Source organism: Glycomyces niveus (genome assembly GCF_017592475.1).
Taxonomy (GTDB): domain Bacteria; phylum Actinomycetota; class Actinomycetes; order Mycobacteriales; family Micromonosporaceae; genus Glycomyces; species Glycomyces niveus.
In genome coordinates this window covers 227110-246285 of the sequence record NZ_JAGFNP010000010.1, presented here as the reverse complement: position 1 = coordinate 246285, position 19176 = coordinate 227110, and the positions used below count along the sequence as shown (strand labels likewise).

At 70.9% G+C, this 19176-nt stretch carries 18 protein-coding genes and 1 tRNA gene; 7 read left to right on the top strand and 12 right to left on the bottom strand.

The window, feature by feature from the left end; all coding sequences use genetic code 11:
• Nucleotides 1-43: 43 nt before the first annotated feature.
• Complete coding sequence (locus tag J5V16_RS18005) at nt 44-433, bottom strand: carboxymuconolactone decarboxylase family protein (protein ID WP_208497985.1); 390 nt, start codon at nt 431-433, stop codon at nt 44-46.
• A gap of 223 nt (nt 434-656) precedes the next feature.
• Between J5V16_RS18005 and J5V16_RS18000 the strand changes: the two genes are divergently transcribed.
• Nucleotides 657-2162 carry a choice-of-anchor A family protein gene (locus J5V16_RS18000; protein WP_208497978.1) on the top strand — a complete coding sequence of 502 codons (1506 nt, stop codon included), beginning with the start codon at nt 657-659 and terminating at the stop codon, nt 2160-2162.
• A 131-nt stretch (nt 2163-2293) separates the two neighbouring features.
• Nucleotides 2294-2968, top strand: a complete 675-nt coding sequence (locus J5V16_RS17995; protein ID WP_208497976.1) for a YoaK family protein — start codon at nt 2294-2296, stop codon at nt 2966-2968.
• A 25-nt stretch (nt 2969-2993) separates the two neighbouring features.
• Here J5V16_RS17995 and J5V16_RS17990 read toward each other — a convergent pair whose 3' ends face one another.
• Nucleotides 2994-3992: a TIGR01777 family oxidoreductase gene (locus tag J5V16_RS17990; protein ID WP_208497973.1), complete on the bottom strand. Its 999-nt coding sequence runs from the start codon at nt 3990-3992 to the stop codon at nt 2994-2996.
• Nucleotides 3993-4201: 209 nt separating this feature from the next.
• Here J5V16_RS17990 and J5V16_RS25575 point away from each other — a divergent pair, with 209 nt between their 5' ends.
• Nucleotides 4202-4864 (top strand): pentapeptide repeat-containing protein, encoded by a 663-nt coding sequence (locus tag J5V16_RS25575; RefSeq protein WP_208497971.1) that lies wholly within the window; start codon nt 4202-4204, stop codon nt 4862-4864.
• Between the two features lie 137 nt (nt 4865-5001).
• On the opposite strand, the gene J5V16_RS17980 is transcribed toward J5V16_RS25575, so the two are convergent.
• Complete coding sequence (locus tag J5V16_RS17980; protein WP_208497969.1) at nt 5002-5328, bottom strand: MoaF-related domain-containing protein; 327 nt, start codon at nt 5326-5328, stop codon at nt 5002-5004.
• Nucleotides 5329-5495: 167 nt separating this feature from the next.
• The gene (locus J5V16_RS17975; RefSeq protein WP_208497967.1) at nt 5496-5867 is read right to left on the bottom strand and encodes a hypothetical protein; all 372 of its coding nucleotides are present in this window, start codon (nt 5865-5867) and stop codon (nt 5496-5498) included.
• A gap of 612 nt (nt 5868-6479) precedes the next feature.
• On the opposite strand from J5V16_RS17975, the gene J5V16_RS17970 reads away from it, so the two are divergent.
• Together J5V16_RS17970 and J5V16_RS17965 are read left to right on the top strand one after the other, a co-directional pair.
• The gene (locus J5V16_RS17970; protein WP_208497965.1) at nt 6480-7847 is read left to right on the top strand and encodes a serine hydrolase domain-containing protein; all 1368 of its coding nucleotides are present in this window, start codon (nt 6480-6482) and stop codon (nt 7845-7847) included.
• 572 nt (nt 7848-8419) lie between these two features.
• The gene (locus J5V16_RS17965) at nt 8420-11452 is read left to right on the top strand and encodes a BTAD domain-containing putative transcriptional regulator (protein WP_208497963.1); all 3033 of its coding nucleotides are present in this window, start codon (nt 8420-8422) and stop codon (nt 11450-11452) included.
• Between the two features lie 3 nt (nt 11453-11455).
• On the opposite strand, the gene J5V16_RS17960 is transcribed toward J5V16_RS17965, so the two are convergent.
• The 5 genes from J5V16_RS17960 to J5V16_RS17940 form a co-directional block, all read right to left on the bottom strand.
• On the bottom strand, nt 11456-11773 hold the full coding sequence (locus J5V16_RS17960; protein ID WP_208497961.1) for a DUF952 domain-containing protein: 318 nt from the start codon (nt 11771-11773) through the stop codon (nt 11456-11458).
• 64 nt (nt 11774-11837) lie between these two features.
• Complete coding sequence (locus J5V16_RS17955) at nt 11838-12410, bottom strand: hypothetical protein (RefSeq protein WP_208497959.1); 573 nt, start codon at nt 12408-12410, stop codon at nt 11838-11840.
• Nucleotides 12411-12593: 183 nt separating this feature from the next.
• Nucleotides 12594-13394: a DUF4097 family beta strand repeat-containing protein gene (locus J5V16_RS17950; RefSeq protein WP_208497956.1), complete on the bottom strand. Its 801-nt coding sequence runs from the start codon at nt 13392-13394 to the stop codon at nt 12594-12596.
• Entirely contained in the window at nt 13391-14050 is a 660-nt protein-coding gene (locus J5V16_RS17945) for a response regulator transcription factor (protein WP_208497953.1), read from the bottom strand. The genes J5V16_RS17950 and J5V16_RS17945 overlap by 4 nt, the downstream gene beginning before the upstream one ends.
• Nucleotides 14038-15297 carry a sensor histidine kinase gene (locus tag J5V16_RS17940; RefSeq protein WP_208497952.1) on the bottom strand — a complete coding sequence of 420 codons (1260 nt, stop codon included), beginning with the start codon at nt 15295-15297 and terminating at the stop codon, nt 14038-14040. The genes J5V16_RS17945 and J5V16_RS17940 overlap by 13 nt, the downstream gene beginning before the upstream one ends.
• 178 nt (nt 15298-15475) lie before the next feature.
• Between J5V16_RS17940 and J5V16_RS17935 the strand changes: the two genes are divergently transcribed.
• Nucleotides 15476-16660: a hypothetical protein gene (locus J5V16_RS17935; protein ID WP_208497950.1), complete on the top strand. Its 1185-nt coding sequence runs from the start codon at nt 15476-15478 to the stop codon at nt 16658-16660.
• On the opposite strand, the gene J5V16_RS17930 is transcribed toward J5V16_RS17935, so the two are convergent.
• The 3 genes from J5V16_RS17930 to J5V16_RS17920 all read right to left on the bottom strand — a co-directional run bounded on the left by J5V16_RS17930 (nt 16657) and on the right by J5V16_RS17920 (nt 18549).
• The gene (locus J5V16_RS17930) at nt 16657-17295 is read right to left on the bottom strand and encodes an excalibur calcium-binding domain-containing protein (RefSeq protein WP_208498015.1); all 639 of its coding nucleotides are present in this window, start codon (nt 17293-17295) and stop codon (nt 16657-16659) included. The two genes, J5V16_RS17935 and J5V16_RS17930, sit on opposite strands and share 4 nt — an antisense overlap.
• 155 nt (nt 17296-17450) lie before the next feature.
• Nucleotides 17451-17527: transfer RNA gene (locus J5V16_RS17925), tRNA-Pro, on the bottom strand.
• Between the two features lie 125 nt (nt 17528-17652).
• Nucleotides 17653-18549, bottom strand: coding sequence for a metallophosphoesterase (locus tag J5V16_RS17920; protein ID WP_208497948.1), 897 nt, complete (start codon nt 18547-18549; stop codon nt 17653-17655).
• A gap of 24 nt (nt 18550-18573) precedes the next feature.
• Between J5V16_RS17920 and J5V16_RS17915 the strand changes: the two genes are divergently transcribed.
• Complete coding sequence (locus J5V16_RS17915; RefSeq protein ID WP_208497946.1) at nt 18574-19029, top strand: GatB/YqeY domain-containing protein; 456 nt, start codon at nt 18574-18576, stop codon at nt 19027-19029.
• The last annotated feature ends 147 nt before the right edge of the window (nt 19030-19176 follow it).

Genomic DNA, 19176 nt, shown 5'->3' with positions numbered 1-19176 from the left:
GGCGCATCGTCGACGATGCGCCCCGGCCGCGTTCCACATGCGCTCAGCTCGCGGCATCGCGGGCGGCGAAGACCTCCCGGGCGGCCTCGACGGCGTTGATGGCGGCGGGGAAGCCCGCGTAGACGGCGATCTGCACGAGCGCTTCGATCACCTCGACCCTCGTGCAGCCGGCGTTGAGGGCGCCGTTGATGTGGAAGCGCAGCTGCGGGTCGGCGTTGCCCAGCGCCGCCAGCGCGCCGATGGTGACGAGCTCGCGGTCGCGCAGGTGGAGTTCGGGACGGGTGAGGACGTCCCCGTACGCGAATTCGGCGATGAACCGGCCCAGCTCGGGGGCGATGTCGGCCAGTGAGGTGACGACGGTCGGCTCGGCCTCGCCGGAGAGGTGCTGGAGGGTCTTCAGTCCGCGCTCGTGGCGCTCGTTGGGGTGGTCCATGTGCATCCTCCTTGGTCGTGTGAGGACTGGATTCTCTTGCCCCACAAGGTCAATCCTCCAACAACAGGGATCGGGGCCGCAAGACTCGGTGCAAGCGCCCGCTCTGCGGGGGCCGGACCGTTCCCGGTGATTCGGGTGTTTCACGCACTCTGCGTTGTCGGTCTGTAGTTACGCTCCTTCGAGACCCCGGTACGGCCGACGACGAACGACTCTGGGGAGCGCCATGCCTGACCGACCGTCCACGAACGTCACTCGCAAGCAGACTCGGCGTTTCGCGCTCGCCGGAGTTGCGGGGGCCGCCGTCGCCGCCGCCATCGCAGCGGGCGGTACGTTGCCCGCCGCCCACGCCGCGACCGTGTACAACCCGCTCACGCCGGCACTCGGGTTCAACTCGTTCGTGGAGGACGAGACGCTGCTCGCGTCGACCGAATCCGAGGGCGGCGTCGCGACGGGCGGGAACCTCGTTGTGGCGGGGTCGTACAACGTGAACATCCACGACGCGAACACGTTCACCGCGCCGGGCGACTCGGTGCCGAGCGCCCTCGTGGTCGGCGGCCGGGTCGACTTCGGCCAGGTCCCGGGCAGCTGGGTGGTCCAGGTGCACGACTACGCGAAGGTCGGGGACCTGACGGGCGTGGACGTGAGGAACACCGACATGAACAACGCCTCGGTCAACACGCGCGTGGTCGCGGACGGCGCGGCGTACGAGTCGGTGCCGCGGGTCGAGCTCAACCGGCAGCAGCCGCTCTCGTCGGTGGGCCCGGCCTCGCCGATCGACTTCGGCGCGGCCTTCGAGGAGTTCCGGTCGAACGCGGAGGCGCTGTACGGGTGCGACGCGACCGAGGTCGAGATGCGGGACGACCAGGGCGCGTTCATTCCGAAGGGCGGAGTCCAGCCGGGCCGGCAGGTCAGGATCTCACTGGCGATCGGCACGGCCGGAGCTCCCGTCACCAACGTCCTCAACGTGACCGGCGAGGACTTGAACAATATGTCGGACCTGGTCTTCCTCAACCCGCCGGACGCCGACTCGCCGCTGGTGGTCAACGTGGACACTTCGGGGACCGGCGGCGAGATGGACTGGACCGTCAAGACCCAGGCCGGCATCGGCGGCAGCCAAGCGCCGTACATCATCTGGAACTTCAGGGACGCGACCCGGCTGAGCCTGGTCGGCGGCGACACGGTCGAGGGCTCGATCCTCGCGCCCGACGCCGACTACGCCGACACCAGCCCCGCCAACGTCGAGGGCCAGATCATCGCCAGGAACGCGCACCTCGGCGAGGTGGGTGAGAACGGCGGGGAAATCCACCACTTCCCTTTCGCGGCGGAGGTCGCGTGCAGCGACGACGTCGGTCCCGACGACACGACCGAGGCTCCTACGACCGACGACACCACTGAGGCGCCGACGACCGAGGACACGCCGGCGAACGGCGACTCGACCACCTGTCCCGACGGCGGCAACGGGGATGGAGGCGGTGACGATGAAAGCGCCGAAGACGGGGACGGCGGCGGTAACGGGGTCAGCGCCAGCGCCGGCAACGGCAGCGGTGACGGAAATAGCGGCAATGACCGGGACGGCGGCGGTGACGGGCCGAATGGGTCGGAGTACGAATGCGGCCAGCTCGCGACCACCGGCGGGGACGCGCAGGCGTTCATGTTCGCCGCGGCCGCGCTGGCGGCGGTCGGTGCCGTGGTGCTCATCGCGGCGGGCAGCAGGCGCGCGAACGAGTAGGCGCGGTGGTCGGGGCCGGGCTTTCGGCGGTTCGATCGGCGCGGCGCCTTGGCCGGGGTTAGCCTGGGCCGCATGTGGCACCGTGTCGATCCCTCCGCACCCTCACTGCCGCAGCTGATCGGCGCGACCCGATGAGAGCCGCGACCCCCACATACGCGCACGCCTGGACCGCGCTCGTGCTCACCGCGATCGCGGGGGCGGTCGACGGCGCCGGGTTCCTGAGTCTGAGCCAGCAGTTCGTGGCGAACCAGACCGGCAACGCGGTGCTGCTCGCGGTGTCGCTGTCGGGGGAACTGACCGGCCGGAACGACGGCCTCTCCCCTATCGGCCCGTTGTGGTCGCTGCTCGGGTTCTCGCTGGGCGCGGTGCTCGCCTCGTTCGCGACGCGCCGTCATGTGCTGACGAGCTTCGGGGTGCCGCTGCTCCTGGTCGCGGAGGTCGTGGTGCTCGGGCTGGCCGGGCTCGCGCAGTCGTTCACGCTGTCGATCGCGTTGGCGGCCTTCGCGATGGGCGTGCAGAGCATCCACGCGGCGCGCATCGGTCTGGCGGGCGTGTCGACGACGGTGCTGACCGGGACGCTCATCGCGCTGTTCACGAATCTCTCCGGCGGCCGCCGGGGCCTGCGGCAGGCGCGGCTGCAGGCCGGGGTGTGGGCGGTGTACCTGGTGGCGGCCGGGCTCGGGTCGGTGCTCGCGCACGCGGTGTCGTTCAGCGCGGTGTGCTGGACCGCCGCGGCGGTGGCGGCGGCGATGGCGGTGGCGGCGTTCGTCGAAGCGCACCCTCGCCCGTTCGCGTGGCGCCCCTGACCGGGACGCGGATCGGTCGGCAGGTTCAGCTGCCGGTCAAGGCCCTCACGGCTTTGAGACCGGGACGGCGCAGGAGCGGCCACTTCCGTTCGGCGGCCGTGCGCCGGGCGAGGTCGTCGGCGGCGGCTTCCCATGCGGGGTATTCGAACTCGAAACCGGCGTCCTCGAGGCGGCCGGGGATGACGCGGCGGCTCTTGAGCAGCAGCTCGGTGTCGCTGCGGAGCGCGAACGCGCCGAGCTCGGCCATCCACTTCGTCGCGGGGAGCCCGAAGTGCCCGCCCCAGGCGCGGCGGATGGTGCGCATGAGGTCCTTCTGCCGCAACGGGTGCGGGGCGGCGAGGTTGACCGGGCCGGAGAGGCCGTGGTCGATGAGGAACTGGACGGCCCGCGTGAAGTCCGCTTCGTGGATCCACGACACGAACTGGCGTCCACCGGCGACCGGGCCGCCGAGGCCGAGGAGGGCCATGCGGGAGAGGACGTCGAAGACCGCGCCGCGGTCGGTGCTCATCACCATCGCCGAGCGCAGGGCGACCTTGCGGGTGTGCGGCGTGTCGGCCTCGTCGAGGGTGCGTTCCCAGGCTTGGGCGATGTCGATGCTCTTGGACCAGTAGACGGGCACGTCGGGTTCGTTGCCGCCGATGACGCCGGTCGCCTCGTCGTTCGCGCGGTCGAAGGTGTGGGCGTAGATGGTGGCGGTGCTCATCTGGAGCCACACGGCCGGGGGGCGCTCGGCGGCGGCGATGGCCTCGCCGAGGACGCGGGTGGAGTCGACGCGCGAGTCCAACATCTCGGCGAGGTTCTCGCGGGTGTAGCGGCAGCTGACGCTGCGCCCGGCGAGGTTGATGACGGCATCGGCGCCGTCGATGGCCTCGGTCCAGTGACCGAGGGTGCGGCCGTCCCAGTGGAGGTGGTGGGGGCGGGAGGGGCTGCGGGTGAGCACGACGAGGCGGTGGCCGGCGGCGAGGAGGCCGCGTTCGAGGACGGCGCCGACATGACCGGTGCCGCCGGGGATGACGATCTTCATGGGGTTCCTCCTTCCCTCCCAATCGTACTCCGCTTATTGAACACGTTCAAATATTTTCTGCGTGGGACCGGACACGCGCCGCCCGCTCGACCCCGACCTGCGGCCTCGGCCTGAACCGCGACGGAGGCCACTTATTGCTCGATCGCGTTCGCGGAATTGTCGGTGCGGTCGCGTAGCCTGCCGAGGTTCGCCACGAGCTTGGAGGCCCCGTGAAGTTCAGGAAGATCGACGACAAGCGTTCCATGCGAAAGCCGCTGTGGGAACAGGAGCGGCTGCGGCCCTTCGACGAGGAGCCCGAGCCGGACTTCGAACTCAGCGAGCGCCTGATCGACGGCCTGGAGTGGACGGGCGGGCAGGGCGACGGCAGCCTGGACCAGTCGCTGCTGCGCGGGGTGGACTTCTCGGGGACCGCGCTCGCTCCTTTCGAGATCGTGGACGTGACCGTCGAGCGTTCGGTGCTGGCCAACGGCCGCTGGGAGCGGACGACCGCGCGGCGGCTGGAGATCACCGACAGCCAACTGGTGGGCTGGCAGGCGCAGTTCGCGCTGGCCCAGGACGTCTACATCGCCGACTGCCGGGCGGATTTCGCGGGCATCTCGATCGGGACGGCGAAGGGGCCGGTGGTCTTCGAGCGGTGCCGGTTCATGAACGCGACGTTCCTCGGCGACCTCTCGAAGGCCGTGTTCATCGACTGCGCCTTCCCCGGTGCGGACTTCTCGCGGGTCGGCAACGCCAAGGGCTGCGACCTGCGCCGCGCCGAGCTGTCGGGCATCACCGGTCTGATGAGTCTGCGCGGGGCGCTCATCACCGCGGACCAAGCGGTCGAGATCGCCGGGGAGCTTGCGACGGCGGCGGGTTTCAAGCTGGCCTGATCGGCGTTGCGGCGTTGCGGCGTTGCGGCGTTGCGGCGTTGCGGCGTTGCGGCGACCGATCCTAACCATCGACCGTTCGCGTCCACCACCCGTCTCGCGGACTCACATCCCTGCCGCGACCGATATCGACCTCCCTCCTACTTCACCTCCTCGAAGGTTCCCGAGTGCACCTCGCCGGTCCTGCTGCCGCCGGCGTCCAATGACCGGAACACGGTGACCCGCTTCGTCTTGAAATCCAGCACCTGCGTCACGGCCGCGCCCGAGCGCTCGTTCCAGCCCACCAGGTACATCCGCGGCGAGAGCTCGGCGACGTACAGCTTCACCTCCTCCGAGCTGCCCTCCACGGCACCGTCGATCTGCTCGTACACCAGCCGGTTACCTTCCGCCGCATAGGTGTTGTGGAAGATCACCCCGTTGTCCAAGCGGATGTCGAAGGCCTTCCCCGCGAATGCGAAATCGGTCATGACCGTCTCCTTCCTCGACTGCGCCAATGGTCCGCATCGGCACGGACCATGTAGGCCGCCCTCCAACCTAGGAGATCAACGGCTCTGGCACAGGCGATTCGAGGAGCCTGGCATGGTCGAAACCGGTCAATGGCGAACGGCTTCGGCGGCTGAGTCAATCGGGTCGATCACCGGTCCTCCGCGACCTGGTGCGATGGTCCCTCCGGCTCGGGCGGTGTCTCGGTCGCGGTCTCAATGGCGGCTCGGGCGGCGTCCAGGCGAGCGCGGAAGTCCTCGTCTTCGGTCTCGGCCAGCGCTTCGAGAGTGGAGCGCCTTCGACGCAGTGACCGCTCCAGCCAGTCCTGCCACTCAGCCGTGGCCTCGGCCGCCGCGACGGTCGCGGGCCGCCAGACCGGCATGGGTGCGCCGGCGGACGCGAAGCGCGGGTTCGGTTTGAGCCCTTCGGGTTCGGGCAGGAAGTCGCGGACAGCGGCGTCGGTCCAGCCTCGTGTGCGCAGGATCGGCTTGGTCAGCCAGACCGTGCCGTCGCGCTGGCGCACGAACTGCGGCCTCGGCGGTGCGGGCGGCCCTTGCCATTCCAGGGGCAGCGGTTCGTAAGAGGGAGGGTCGTCGGTTCTCGGCGGTGGTTCGGGAAGAGCCGCCGCTGGAGCCTTCGGGAGCGAGGTCGGTATCCCTGCGGCTCGGCTCGGTTCTCGTGCTGTGGCGAGGCTTGCTTGTGGTGGTGTCTCGGGTTCCGGGCTTGGGAACGGCCCAAGTAGGTCGGCCGTCGCCAGGGAGTTGAGGAGCCACCGGGCGAAGTGCGCTCGTAGCGGCTCGTCGGGGATGGTCTCGAATGGCAGGGCCTGAGTGATCATCTCGAGGCCGGCCTTGGTCCGTGAACTGTCTGATGCCTTCGCTGCCATCGCATCGTCCAATCGGTTCTCGCGCCGCACCCGAGGGGTGTTGCGCGCGCTATTCAGTTGCCTCCGCAACCGTAGGAGCGGGTTACGACATTTTCCGGTGTCCGCGCACTGACCTGTGAGGACCTTCACTGCACGGCGACGTCCCGCGCTCTGTCAACGGCGCGTCAGTGCCGTGTCAGCGCGCCCGGCAATCGTTCTTCCGACACCGCTTCCGGGCCTCTCCCGGAACCGCAGCCGGAGGGAACCACCATGAGCACCAATGAACTCCACGACATCATCGCCAAGTCCGCCGCCGAATACGCGGTGCCCGGCATCGCCGTCGGGATCTGGCACCAGGGCCGGGAGATCTACGCGTCCCACGGCGTCACCAGCGTCGCCAACCCGCTCCCGATCGACCAGGACACCATCTTCACCCTCGGCTCGACCACCAAGAGCTTCACCGCGACCGCGCTCGTGATCCTCGCCGAGCAGGGCAAGGTCGACTTCGACGCTCCGGTCCGCCGCTACCTGCCCGACCTGCGGCTCGCCGACGAGCACACGGCCGCGGCGATCACGATCGGCAACCTGCTCAACCACACCGCCGGGCTCGACACCTGGATGCTCCTCGACACCGGCGACGGCGACGACGCCCTCGCCGCCTACGTGGACCGCCTCGACGAGCTGACCCTCATCGGCGCCCCCCGCGAGCGGGCCTCGTACAGCCAGGCCGGGTTCAACCTCCTGGGCCGCGTGATCGAGGTCGTCACCGGCAAGACCTACGAGCAGGCCGTCGCCGACCTCCTGTTCAAGCCGCTCGGGCTCGAGAACACCACGTTCTTCGCCGCCGAGGCGATGACCCGCAAGTTCTCGCTCGGCCACAGCGTCACCGAGGACGGCACCACCGTCTCCCCGAAGTGGAAGCTCCACCGGGCCCAGAACCCGGGCGGGGGCGGGGCGTCCTGCGCCCGCGACCTGGTCCGGTGGGCGAAGTTCCATCTCGGGGACGGCCGCACCGAGAGCGGCGAACGGATCGTCTCCGCCGAAGCGCTGCAGGCGATGCGGCGCCAGACCGTCGAGCTGCGCGGCAGCTCTATCGGCGACGGGTTCGGCGTCTGCTGGTTCCTGCGCGAGATCGACGGCGCGGCGACCTTCGGCCACGGGGGCTCCTCGCACGGCCAGTTCGCGGACTTCATCGTCGTGCCCGGGCACGACTTCGCGATCGCGGTGACCACCAACGCCGAACCGGGCGGCACCCCTTGCAACCAGGCGGTCATCCGCTGGGCGCTCGAGCACTACCTCGGCCTGGTCGACCGCGACCCCGAGCCGGTCCCGCACGACGCCGGGCGCGCCGCCGAGTTCCTGGGCGACTACGAGGTGGACATGATGACGGTGAGCATCGTCGACGAAGGCGACCACCTGACGCTCGCCGCGCGCATCAAGCCCGAGCTGCGCGCCGCATCCGACGAGGCGATGCCCGCCGACTGCGAGCCCGCGCATATGGGCTTCCTCACCGCGGACGGCGACGACTACATCGTCACCGCTGGCCCGCTCGAAGGCCAGCGCGGCTACTTCGCCCGCGACGAGCACGGCGCGATCACCGCGATCGACCTGGCCGGACGCCAATTCCGGCGGGTTTGAGCGGAACGCACGCCCGTTCTGGCGGCGAGCCAGAGCCCGGCGGGGGCCGGTCGGCGTCGCCGACCGGCCCCCGCCGTCTTGTCGTACCCCGGGGCCACCCTTGGATTTCGGGGGCGCTCGATTCCCAGGCGCGAGGACTTCCGGCGTGCGCACCGAAAGCCGGGTCGGACAGGAGGGAGGGCGGCGCGAGAGCCGGCCGCGAGGCTGCAGGGCTCGGCCCCCTGCGCGGGTGCGATCGGCTCCCCGGTAGGGCCATCGCCCCACCGCCGCCGTCTGACCCGCAGCCGGTGAACCGCGACACCCCGGTCCTTCAACCGCCCGAAAATGTCGCACCCCCGAGCCAGGGTTTCGACCGGGGGCCCGAAACACGGCCCCCAGTGCCTCGGTCCCTGCCCGGAAAACGCCCTCGAACGCTGCAACGGCGGCGAGGCAGCGCGGCAACAACGCGCCAACCCGGCTTCCGACCCGCCCGGTGCGAACTGCGGCGCGGGATCGGCTGACGGTGGCCCGGTCGGCCACGCGGGGTCGGACTGCCGCAGCCGCACATGCGCGGGCCGGGCAGACTTGGGGACATGCGTGTACTGCTCCTCGGGCCGTTCGAGATCCGCGATGCCGATGATGCGCCCGTCGAGCTCACCGGGGCGCGGTTGCGGGCGCTTGTCGCCCGACTCGCGCTCGAGCCGGGCCGGGAGGTCAGTGCGGATGCGCTGCTCGACGCCATCTGGGAGGACGACGCGCCGTCCGCGAACGCCTTGCAGGCCTTGGTGTCCCGCGTCCGCCGTGCGATCGGCGCCGAGCGGCTCACGCGCGGCGCTGTCGGTTACCGGCTCGCGGTCGAGCCCGGCGACGTGGACGTGGCGCGATTCGAGCGGCTCTCCGAGACCGGCCGCCGGAGCGGCGACCTGGCCGCGCTCCGCGAGGCCGAGAGCCTATGGCGCGGACCGGCTTTCGCCGACCTCCGGCATCTGCGGTTCGCCGGCAACGATGCGATCCGCTTGGAGCGCTTGCGCAGCGAGACCACCCGCGAACGCCTCGCCCTGGAGGTCGCCACCGGCACCGACGTCCTCGCCGAACTCGAGCCCTTCGCCGCCGCCCTCCCGCTCGACGAGCGCTGGCAGGCCCTCCTCATGCGCGCCCTGTACACGACCGGCCGCCCCGCCGAAGCCCTCGACGCGTTCGAGCGCACCCGCGAGCGCCTCGCCGACGAACTCGGGGCCGACCCCTCCGCCGAACTCGCCGAGCTCCACCTGCACATCCTCCGCCAGAGCAGCGCCCCGGCCGCGCGCACCGAGCAGCGCACCAACCTGAAAGCGCAGCTCACCAGTTTCGTCGGCCGCGAAACTGACCTTGACGCCCTCACCGCGGCGGCCGCGGCCTCCCGACTCGTCACCGTCACCGGGCCGGGCGGCGCGGGCAAGACCCGTCTCGTCGTCGAGACCGCGTCCCGGATCGCCGCCGGAGGCGATGCGCCCCAAAACGTCTGGATGGTCGAGCTCGCCTCTGTCGCCGACGGGGCCGATGTGGCGCCCGCTGTGCTGCGGGCCATCGGCGCCCGCGAGGCCGGCATGCTCGAGCCGTCCGCGCACGACGCCGCGTCGCGCCTCGAGGAGTACTTCTCGGGAAGGGAGACGCTGCTCGTCCTCGACAACTGCGAGCACCGCGTCGACGCCGTCGCCGAGCTCGCCGCCCGGCTCCTCGGCGCCTGCCCTGGCCTGCGGATCATCGCCACCAGCCGCGAAGCGCTCGCGATCGGCGGCGAGCGCCTGTATCCGATTCCCCCGCTGTCACTCTCTACTGAGGACCCGGAGTCGAGTCCGGCGGTGCGGCTCTTCGCCGAGCGCGCCGCCGCCGTGCGCCCCGATTTCAAGCTCAGCCCCGCCAATATCGATGCGGTGGTGGAGATCTGCCGCCGCCTCGACGGGCTCCCGCTCGCCGTCGAGCTGGCGGCCGCGCGAATGCGCGCACTGGACGCGGCGCAGATCGCCGCCCGGCTCGACGACCGGTTCGCGCTCCTCGCCGGCACCGACCGGAACGCGCCCGCCCGCCACCGCACCCTCGAGGCGGTCATCGCCTGGAGCTGGGACCTGCTGTCCGATCCCGAACGGGCCCTGGCGATGCGCATCGCCGCGTATCCCGCGGGCGTCGGGCTCGACCGGGTCGCTGACCTCGACGCGATTGCCGGGCTCATCGACAAGTCGCTTGTGGAGCGTGACGGCGAGCGGTACCGGATGCTCGAGACCGTCCGGTCCTACGCGCTCGCGCGGCTGGAGGCCGGCGGTGGTGCCGAGGCCGAGTACGAGGCGATGGACCGGTACTGCCTCGAGCTGACCGAGCGGTCGGAGTCCGAACTGCGCGCCGCTGGGCAGCTCGAAGCCCTCGCACGCCTGAACGCCGAGCACGACAACCTCCTCGCCGTCATCGGCCGCGCGGTCGCCAAGGGCGACAGCGACACCGGTCTGCGCATGGTCGCGGTCCTGTTCTGGTACTGGCATCTGCGCGGCCTGCGCACCGACCTGCACCATTGGACCGACGCGGTCCTGTCCGTCCACGGCGAGCTGCCGGAGCGGCTGCGGCCAGCCGCACTGATCCTCACCGGCATGGTCGCGAGCGAACGCGGCGACTTCGCGGCCGGAGCCATCGCGATCGGGCAGGGCATCGCACTGGGCCGCAAGCTCGAACGCGACATCCCGGGCCGGTTCCTCATGTCCATGGGCCCCGCGTTCGCCGCCGACCCCGCGCCCGTGCCCGAGGAGGACCTCGACGGGTGGGAACTCGGTGCGGCCCTGCTGATCTCGGCCGTGGGCAGCGGCATCGGCACCGGCGCGGAGAGCATCGCGAAGGTCGCCCGCGCCGAACAGGTGTTCGCGGGCCTCGGCGAGCGCTGGGGCCTCGCGTCCACGCTGCGCGTCAAGGCCGAGCAGCTGGCCCGGCGCGGCGAACTCGCCGGTTCGGAGGCGGCGCTCGCCGAGGCCGCGCGGCTCTTCGACGAGCTCGGGACCACGGGCGACGCGGCCGAGACGTACGCCGAACTCGCGGTCGCGATCGCCCGCAACGGCGACATCGCAGGTGCCTGGGACGCACTGGAAGAGGGCATCTCGCGGGCCGAGGCCGACCGGGACCCGCGCATCGAGGCGTACGTGTGGTGGTCCCGCGTCCAAGTCCTCGTCTGCGAGGGCCGCCACGGCGAGGCGCTCGAAGCGCTCACCCCCGCCGAGCTGGCGCTGCGCGGGACGGTCCTGGAGGACCGGATGCGGGTGCTCGCCGCGACGTTCCGGGACCTCATCGCCCTGCTCCAGGGCGAGCGGCCGCCGCGCGCCATCGCAGGGCTCGCGCTGCAGAAACTGGAGCACGCGGCCGACGCCGACTTGGCCATGGCCTCTTGCGTGACGGCGGCGATCGCGCTCGCGGACGGTGACGCCGCGCGTTCGGCGCGCCTCCTCGGGGTCGCCTTCAATTTGCTCGGTGAGCTCGACGGGCGCGGCTACGACGCGGCGCTGCGCACGCCCGAGCGCGCTCGCGAAGCGCTGGGCGACAAGGCGTTCCAGGAGGCGTTCGACGACGGTGCCAAGCTGGAGCGCGACGCCGTCGCCGCCCTGCTGGCCTGACCCTCAGCGCCAGGGCCGCACCGCGACGACCGCGCTCGTCGCGAGCGGGCCGTACAGGTGCGGGTACTCGGGCGCGCCGGGTGCGGGTGATTCGTAGCGGATCGGCACATCGACCCGGTCCGAGTCGATGACCAGGACGACGAGCGGCCCGGGGTGGTCGCCGTAGACGAGCGCCGCGACGGTGTCGAGCTGCTCGGGCAGCGAGCAGTGGATGAACCCCTCCTCGATGAGGGTCCGGCCGCGCGTCGAGCCCTCGTACGCGCCCGCAGCGAGCGCGGCCTCCCACAGGGCCGGTTCGGTCAGGTGCAGCAGCTCGGTCATGCCCGCACGTTACAGCAGCACCAGGCAGCGGCCCCGCGCCAGACGCGGGGCCGCTCGTGCCGGTTCAGGCCTTCCGGAAGTGCTCGCGGGCCGGTCGAGCGGCCAGGAGCACCACGCCGAGGACGCATCCGGCGGTCACGACCGCGAAGCGGACGCCTTCGAGGATCGGCAGCCAATCCGGGTAGGCGGCGGCCGCGGCGTCCAGGATCGCGGCCGCGTCCAGGGCGCGAACGGCCCCGTCGCCCGAGGCGTCGAAGAGCGCCTGGACCTTCGCGGCGGCGGTCGCGTTGCCGGCCATGATGAGTGCGTTCCCGGCAAGCACGAGCGGCAGGGCGATGAAGGCGAGGACGCGGCTGATGCGCTTGCCCGCCATGATCATCACACCGAGGAGCGCGATCGCGGCGGCGATGGCGAAAGGCGCCCAGATGGCGACGCCGTGCTCGTCGAAGGCGATGCCGTTGGCGGCCAGAAGGTCCGGGCCCTGGCCTTGGCGGGCGACCTCGGCTTCGGCGGCGGCTTGCACGTCGGCGCCGTAGACGAGGCCGATGAGCGGGATCGACGCGAATGCGAGGGCGATCGCGAAGTGGAGCACGGCGGCGATCGTGACGGCGGCGGGGCGGTTGCGGTTGGCGGTCATCGGAGACTCCTGCGGTGAAGGGTGTGCGGCGGGTGCCGCTGCCATGCCGATACGTTCGCCTCCTGCGCTGACGCCCGGCTGACAACGCACTGACGGACCCGAAGCGTCTGCACCGCAAAGCCCTCGAAGACGCCGCCGTCCGCGACCGGAGACCGGTCGCGGACGGCGGAAAAGGAGACTGCGTCAGTCGGCGTAGCGGACGGTGAGGTCGCCGACGCTGGTGTTCACGGTGATGACGTAGTCGGCGTCCTGCGAGGCGCTGGTGTCGATGTCGATGTCCTGGCTGCCGACGCCGGCCTCGAACTCGATGTCGTAGGTGGTGCCGTCGTTCGGGACCAGGATCTCGACGTCGCCGGTGTCGGCGGTGACCGTGATGTCACCGCGGACCTCGGCGTACTCGAGCCTGACGGAGCCGACGCTCGCTTCGACCGCAGTGCTGGTGGCGCGCAGGTTCTCCCCCTCGATCTCGCCGACGCTGGCCTCGACGTCGATCGCGCCGTCGACGCCGTCGAGGACGACGTCGCCGACCGAGTTCTCGGCCGTGACGGCGGTGCCGCTGGGCACGGCGAACGCGTAGTTCACCTCGCACTCGTCACCGCCCCAGACGATGAAGAACCGCTCGTCGCACTCGCCCATGGCGTTGAAGACGTCGCCGCTCCAGGACTCGCTCGTCGCGGGTTCGTCGCTGTGCCAGCGGGTCTCGCGGTCGACGACGAGGGTGCCGTCGGCGGAGGCGGTGAACTCGAGGTGGCCCACCTCGACTTCGGCGTCGACGCCCGACACCGCTTGCGTGTACGTCTCGGTGCGCTTGTCGCTCTCCTCGGGGGAGGCGACGGTCCAGATCCAGACGCCGGCGACGGCCATGCCGAACAGGAGGACGAGGCCGGTGCAGGCGGCGCCGACGATCCACCAGACGGTGCGGGCGGTGCGCTGCGGTTCGGGCGGGGTGGGGGCGGTGGTCTGCTTCTCGGGGGTGTCGATCATGACCGGTCCTTCGTGTTGCCTTGCAGGAACTTGAGAATGGCGAGCACGCGGCGGTTGCCGCTGTCGGTGGGCGGGAGCCCGAGCTTCGTGAAGATGGAGTTGATGTGCTTGCTGACCGCGCCTTCGCTGAGCACGAGGACCGCGGCAATGCCGGCGTTGGAACGGCCTTCGGCCATGTGCGACAGGACCTCCCGCTCGCGCGGGGTGAGGCGGTCGAGTTCGCTGCCGTTGCGGCGCACCAGGAGCTGTGAGACGACCTCGGGGTCGAGCGCGGTGCCGCCGGCGGCGACGCGGCGCAGCGAGTCGAGGAACTCGGCGACGTCGGCGACGCGGTCCTTGAGCAGGTAGCCGATGCCGCGCATCTGCCCGGTGAGCAGTTCGACGGCGTACCGCTCCTCGACGTACTGGGAGAGCATGAGGACCGCCAGGTCCGGGTACCGGCGGCGCAGGACCAGCGCGGCCCGCACGCCCTCGTCGCTCTGATCGGGCGGCATCCGCACATCGGCCACGACGAGGTCGGGGCAGTCGCGTTCGACCGAGCGGAGCAGCGCCTCGGCGTCGCCCACGGTGTCGATGACCTCCATGCCACCGATCTCGAGGAGCCGGGCCAGGCCCTCGCGCAGCAGGACCGAGTCTTCGGCGATCACGACACGCATGGCAGCTCCGCTTCGATGACGGTGGGTCCCCCGAGGGGGCTGGTGATCCGGAAGGTCCCGTCGACCGAGCGGACCCGGTCGGCGAGACCCTGGAGTCCGGTGCCGCCCTGAGGATCGGCGCCCCCGCGGCCGTCGTCGGCGATCCTCAAATGCAGCCATCCGTCCTCAAGGGAGATCGAGACGGCGGCGTGCTCGGCGCCCGAATGGCGGGCCACATTAGTCAATGCCTCGGAGACCACGAAGTAGGCGACGGCCTCCACATCGCGGGCGACGCGCCGGTCCATGTCGACGCGCAGGCGGACCGGGACGGGCGAGCGGGCGGCGACCGCCGAGAGAGCGGCGTCGAGGCCGCGGTCTTCGAGCACGGCCGGGTGGAGGCCGCGCACGAGGTCGCGCAGGTCGGTGAGGACCTGCTTGGCCTCCTCGTGGGCTTCGGCGATGGCGCGGGTGCCTTCTTCGGGGAGGTCGGTGAGGGTGGCGCGGGCGATGCCGAGGTTCATGGCGAGGGAGGTGAGCCGCTGCTGCGCGCCGTCGTGGAGGTCCCGTTCGATGCGGCGACGCTCCGCGTCCGCTGCATCTACAGTGGAGTCTCGGCTGGCGGCGAGGTCGGTCACGCGCATCTCGAGCGCCTCGGTCCGGCTGGTGCCCAGGAGGAGCCGCGCGAGCAGCCCGTCGAGGGCGGCCAGGCCCTGGGTGATCCAGGGCGCGGCGATCGTCACGATGATGCCTGCACCGCAGAGGATCCAGTGCATCGCGCCCAGACCCGAGCCGACGCCGAGGACCGGCGCGAGGACCATCATCGGGCCCGTCGTCCAAGCGGCGATCGCGAGCAGCGCCGCGAAGGAGGCGCCGGCCCCGGCGATCAGGTGGTACGAGAGCTGTCGCCACGTGCGCGGGTTCCTCACCAGGGCGAGGAGGGCGCGCGGCGCGAACGTCACCGGCTGCGCGGCCGTCCCGTCCGGCCATGCGGTGCCGAGGAACGCGGTGTGGCGGCTGCGCTGCGCGGCCGTGAGCGCGCCGTTGACCACGAGCAGCGCCCCGGCGGCGATGATCGGCAGCACGATCGAGACGAGCCCGGCCAAACCGGTGGCGATGAGCACGAAGATCACCACGCCGCCGGCCGTGCCGAGCACGGCGCCCGTGACGAGGTGCATGAGGGAGCGCCAGGTCGATCCGGCCCCGAAGGCCCGCACCGCCGCGCGGGGGGCTCTGCGCCAGGGGATCGGCGGCGCCGCTGAGATGTCCATGCCCCAAACAGTAAATTCGCGCGCGCCCGCCCGCATTGCCGCTGGAGCCCGACTTCACGGTGAAGTTTTCTCCACCCCTCGCCGCTCGGTCCCCGCTCTGCGCTGGGAGCCATTAGGATTCGGAGGCCCCTCCCGCCGGTGCACTGCCCCGCACCGGCTCTCGCGAAAGGACCCCTCTGTGGCGGACGTGTCCCTCATCGGCCTGGGCGTGCTCATCCAGCTCTACGTCCTGCTGATCCTCGCCTATGCCGACCGCCTGGCCGAGATCGGCATCCTGCACGTCACCTCGACGATGTTCCCGGCCGGCACTGAGGACACGCAGCGCCCGCCCGCGGGGCGGCTCCTCGCCGTCTGGGCGATCCGGACCCTCGTCGCCGTCGCCACGCTCCTGATCGCGGTGCTGCCCTTCGCACTCGTCGAACTGGTCACCGTCGAGTACACGCTCGTCGGGCCGTCCTGGAAGTGGTTCTATGCGGCCTCGGCGATCGCCATCACCTCCGGCACGGTCGTCTGGCTGATGATGCTGCGCGGCAAGCGCTCCGAGGCCAAGATCAAGCGCGGCGCCCTCCATCTGCCCACACTGGACTCGATCGGCGGACACGCCGCCGCCGCCGACGTCGCGGACCAGATCCGCGCGGCCGGCCTCATCAGCCGCCGCGGGTTCTTCACGACGACCGTGGGCGTCACGGCGACCATCGCCTCGTGCGCCGTCTACAGCGCCAACCCGGTGCTCGCGTCGTACACCCGCGCCGAGCAGGACGGCATCGGCTTCGCGATGCTCATGGCCGGCGCGGTCATCGTCGGCGTCGCCTCGTACGTCTTCGGGCGCCTCCAGGCCCCCGCCGGGGAGGCGCTGCGCCGCATCGAGTATCTGTACGGCTCCCGGCTCGCCGACGCCGAGCGCGACTTCCGTCTCGTCGCCGCCTATCGCGCCTCACTCCCCCGCTACCTGCGCGCCGCCGCCGCGCGCTACCTGCGCAAAGACTGGTTCACCGATGTCGACACCAAGGGCCCGCGCATGGCGTCCATGACCCTCCTCGCCGCCGCCGACATCATCCAGCGCAGCGACTTCAACGGCGCGGCCTTCGCCGCCGCGCCCCCGCCCCAGGTCCGCGAAGTCGGCCTCCGCGCCGCCGCCGTCCTCGTCTCCCCTTGGGACCGCGCCGCCCTCGCCGCCCTCGCTCGAGCGGCCGACGTCCTCGACGAGCACGGCGAAGTCCGCCCCGAACTGGTCGAAGCCACCGAATACCGCTTCCAGCGCCGCCTCCGCGACATGACCGACCTCAGCGGCCGCGTCCTCGCCGCCATAGCCGGCGCCATCGCGGCCGTCACCTCCATCGTCACCCTGATGAACGTCTTCTAGTTCTCGCAGGCGACCCCGTCGCCATCGCGGTCAAGGTGATCGTCGTAGCCGGGGTCCCCTTCGAAGAGCGGCGCGGCGCCATCCGCCCGGGCCGCATCGCAATTCTCGTAGTAGGCATCCGAATCACCGTTGCCGCCGCCATTGCCGCCGTCATCGTCATCGTTGCCTGCATAGGGCTCGCAAGCAACACCGTCGCCATCGGCATCGAGGTGGGGCGCATAGCCTGCGTCCCCCTCGTACAACGGGGCAGCACCATCCGCCCGGGCCGCATCGCAATTCTCGTAATAGACGTCGTCGTCTTCGGTAGTGGGCGGGGGCGGGGGTGAGGACGGTGACGGCGACGGGGTGGGAGACGGGGATGGGGATGGGAACTGCGTAGTCGGAGGCTGGGTGGGTTCGCGCCATCCGGCCGTCGGCCGGTCCGGCGCATTCACTGGCGAAGTCTCCGCCTCCGACGTCGAATCGACGGGAGGCCCAGTTCCGGGGTCACCCCCGAGGGATCCGATGATCCCGCAGCAGCAGATCAGCACTATCGCGGCTCCAGCAATCACGACCGCTTTCCAAGCCGTGCTGAGTTCACGCCAGTTCACTTCGATCAACCGCCACAGTCGGGTGCCGATGGATTGATCGGGCATGGTCACTCCTACGGGCAAGAGTGAGCGCCGGGGGGCATCGATGCTGATGTTCGAGCCGCAGGCCCTAAGCGGTCGCCCGCGAGTCCGAGTGTCGCCTGATCAGGCGATCGAAGAAAAAACAACTCAGGTCAAGGGTAAACCCTTGACCTGAGCACTGGTCGGGTTGACAGGATTTGAACCTGCGACCCCCTCGTCCCGAACGAGGTGCGCTACCAAGCTGCGCCACAACCCGATGTTCTATTTTGGCGCACGCGGGGCGTGCGTGTCGATTGGAAATGCTACCCGAGGGCGCGACCACCCGTTGAGCGGGGTGGGGGCGCTCCGGGCTCGGTCACATCCGGGCCCGGAGCGCGGGCGCTAGAAGGCCTTCGGGACGAACGTCAGGAGGCTGGCCTCCGGGGCGCACGCGAAGCGGACGGGCGCGTACGGGCTCGTGCCCAGACCGGCCGAGACGTGCAGCCAGGTGTCCTCCCACGGGTGGAGGCCCTTCACGCGCTCGCGGTCGATGCCGCAGTTGGTGACGAGCGCCCCGTAGCCGGGCACGCAGACCTGGCCGCCGTGGGTGTGCCCGGCGGCGATGAAGTCGTAGCCGTCGCGCGCGAACTCGTCGAGGACGCGCGGCTCGGGCGAGTGGGTGAGGCCGATCGACAGGTCGGCGCTCGCCGGGACGGGCCCGGAGACGAGCTCGTAGTCGTCGAGGTCGAAGTGCGGGTCGTCGACGCCGGCGAAGTGCACGTTGAGGCCGGAGACGAGCTGGTCGGCCGCGGCGTTGTTCAGGTCGAGCCACCCGCCGTCGACGAGGACCTTGCGCAGCTCCTCGGTGGGCAGCGGCGCCCCGTACTTGTGCTCGTGGTTCGGGTTGAAGTACTGCAGCGGGTTCTTGAACACCGGCGCGTAGTAGTCGTTGGAGCCGAACACGAACGCGCCCGGCGCGCGGAACAGCGGCCGGAGGGTCTTTTCGACCAGGTCGATCGCGTCCGGGTGGGCGAGGTTGTCGCCGGTGAGCAGCACCAGGTCCGGGTCGAGCGCGGCCAGGGACGCGACCCAGTGCGCTTTGCGCACCTGGCCGGGCGTCATGTGTAGGTCGGAGATGTGCAGGACCCGAATCGGCTCGGCGCCTTCGGGCAGTGCAGGCACCGCGAAATGGCGGAGCGTGTACTGGACGCGCTCATAGAGCGACGCGTAGGCGAGCGCCAGCGCCCCGGCGCCGACCCCGATCCCGGCTGCTGCGGCTAGTCCACGGCTGATCTTCATACCCCAACGGTAGATTGTCGAGATATGAGCGAGCTAAAGACCCAGTTGGAAACCGATATGCGAGCCGCCCTCAAGGCGCAGGACAAGGTGACGCTGGGCACCCTGCGGATGGTGCTCACGGCGATCAAGAACGAGGAGGTCGCGGGGAAGTCCCCGCGCGAGCTCGATGACGCCGAGGTCGTGAAGGTCCTGGTCAAGCAGGCCAAGCAGCGCCGGGAGGCGGCCGAGGGGTTCCGTGCGGGCGGCCGCGAGGAGTCGGCGGAGGCGGAGCTGGCGGAGGAGGCCGTGATCAAGCGGTACCTGCCCGAAGAGCTCAGTGAGGCCGAAGTCACGCAGCTGGTGCGGGACGCGATCGCCGAGGGCGGTTTCGCCGGTCCGAAGGACATGGGCAAGGTCATGAAGGCGATCGGCCCGAAGACCGCGGGCCGGGCGGACGGCAAGGTCGTGTCGGGGATCGTGAAGGCGGAACTCGCGAAATAGGCTCGCCTTCGCGACTACCATCCACATCCCCCACCCACCCAGAGGGGCACTGTAGGTCCCAGCATTGCGCGGGGGTCCGACAAGAACCGGCCCCAGCGCGGGCTCAGCGGCGGTGTCGTTGCGCACAGCTATCGTTGAGGGTCGGGC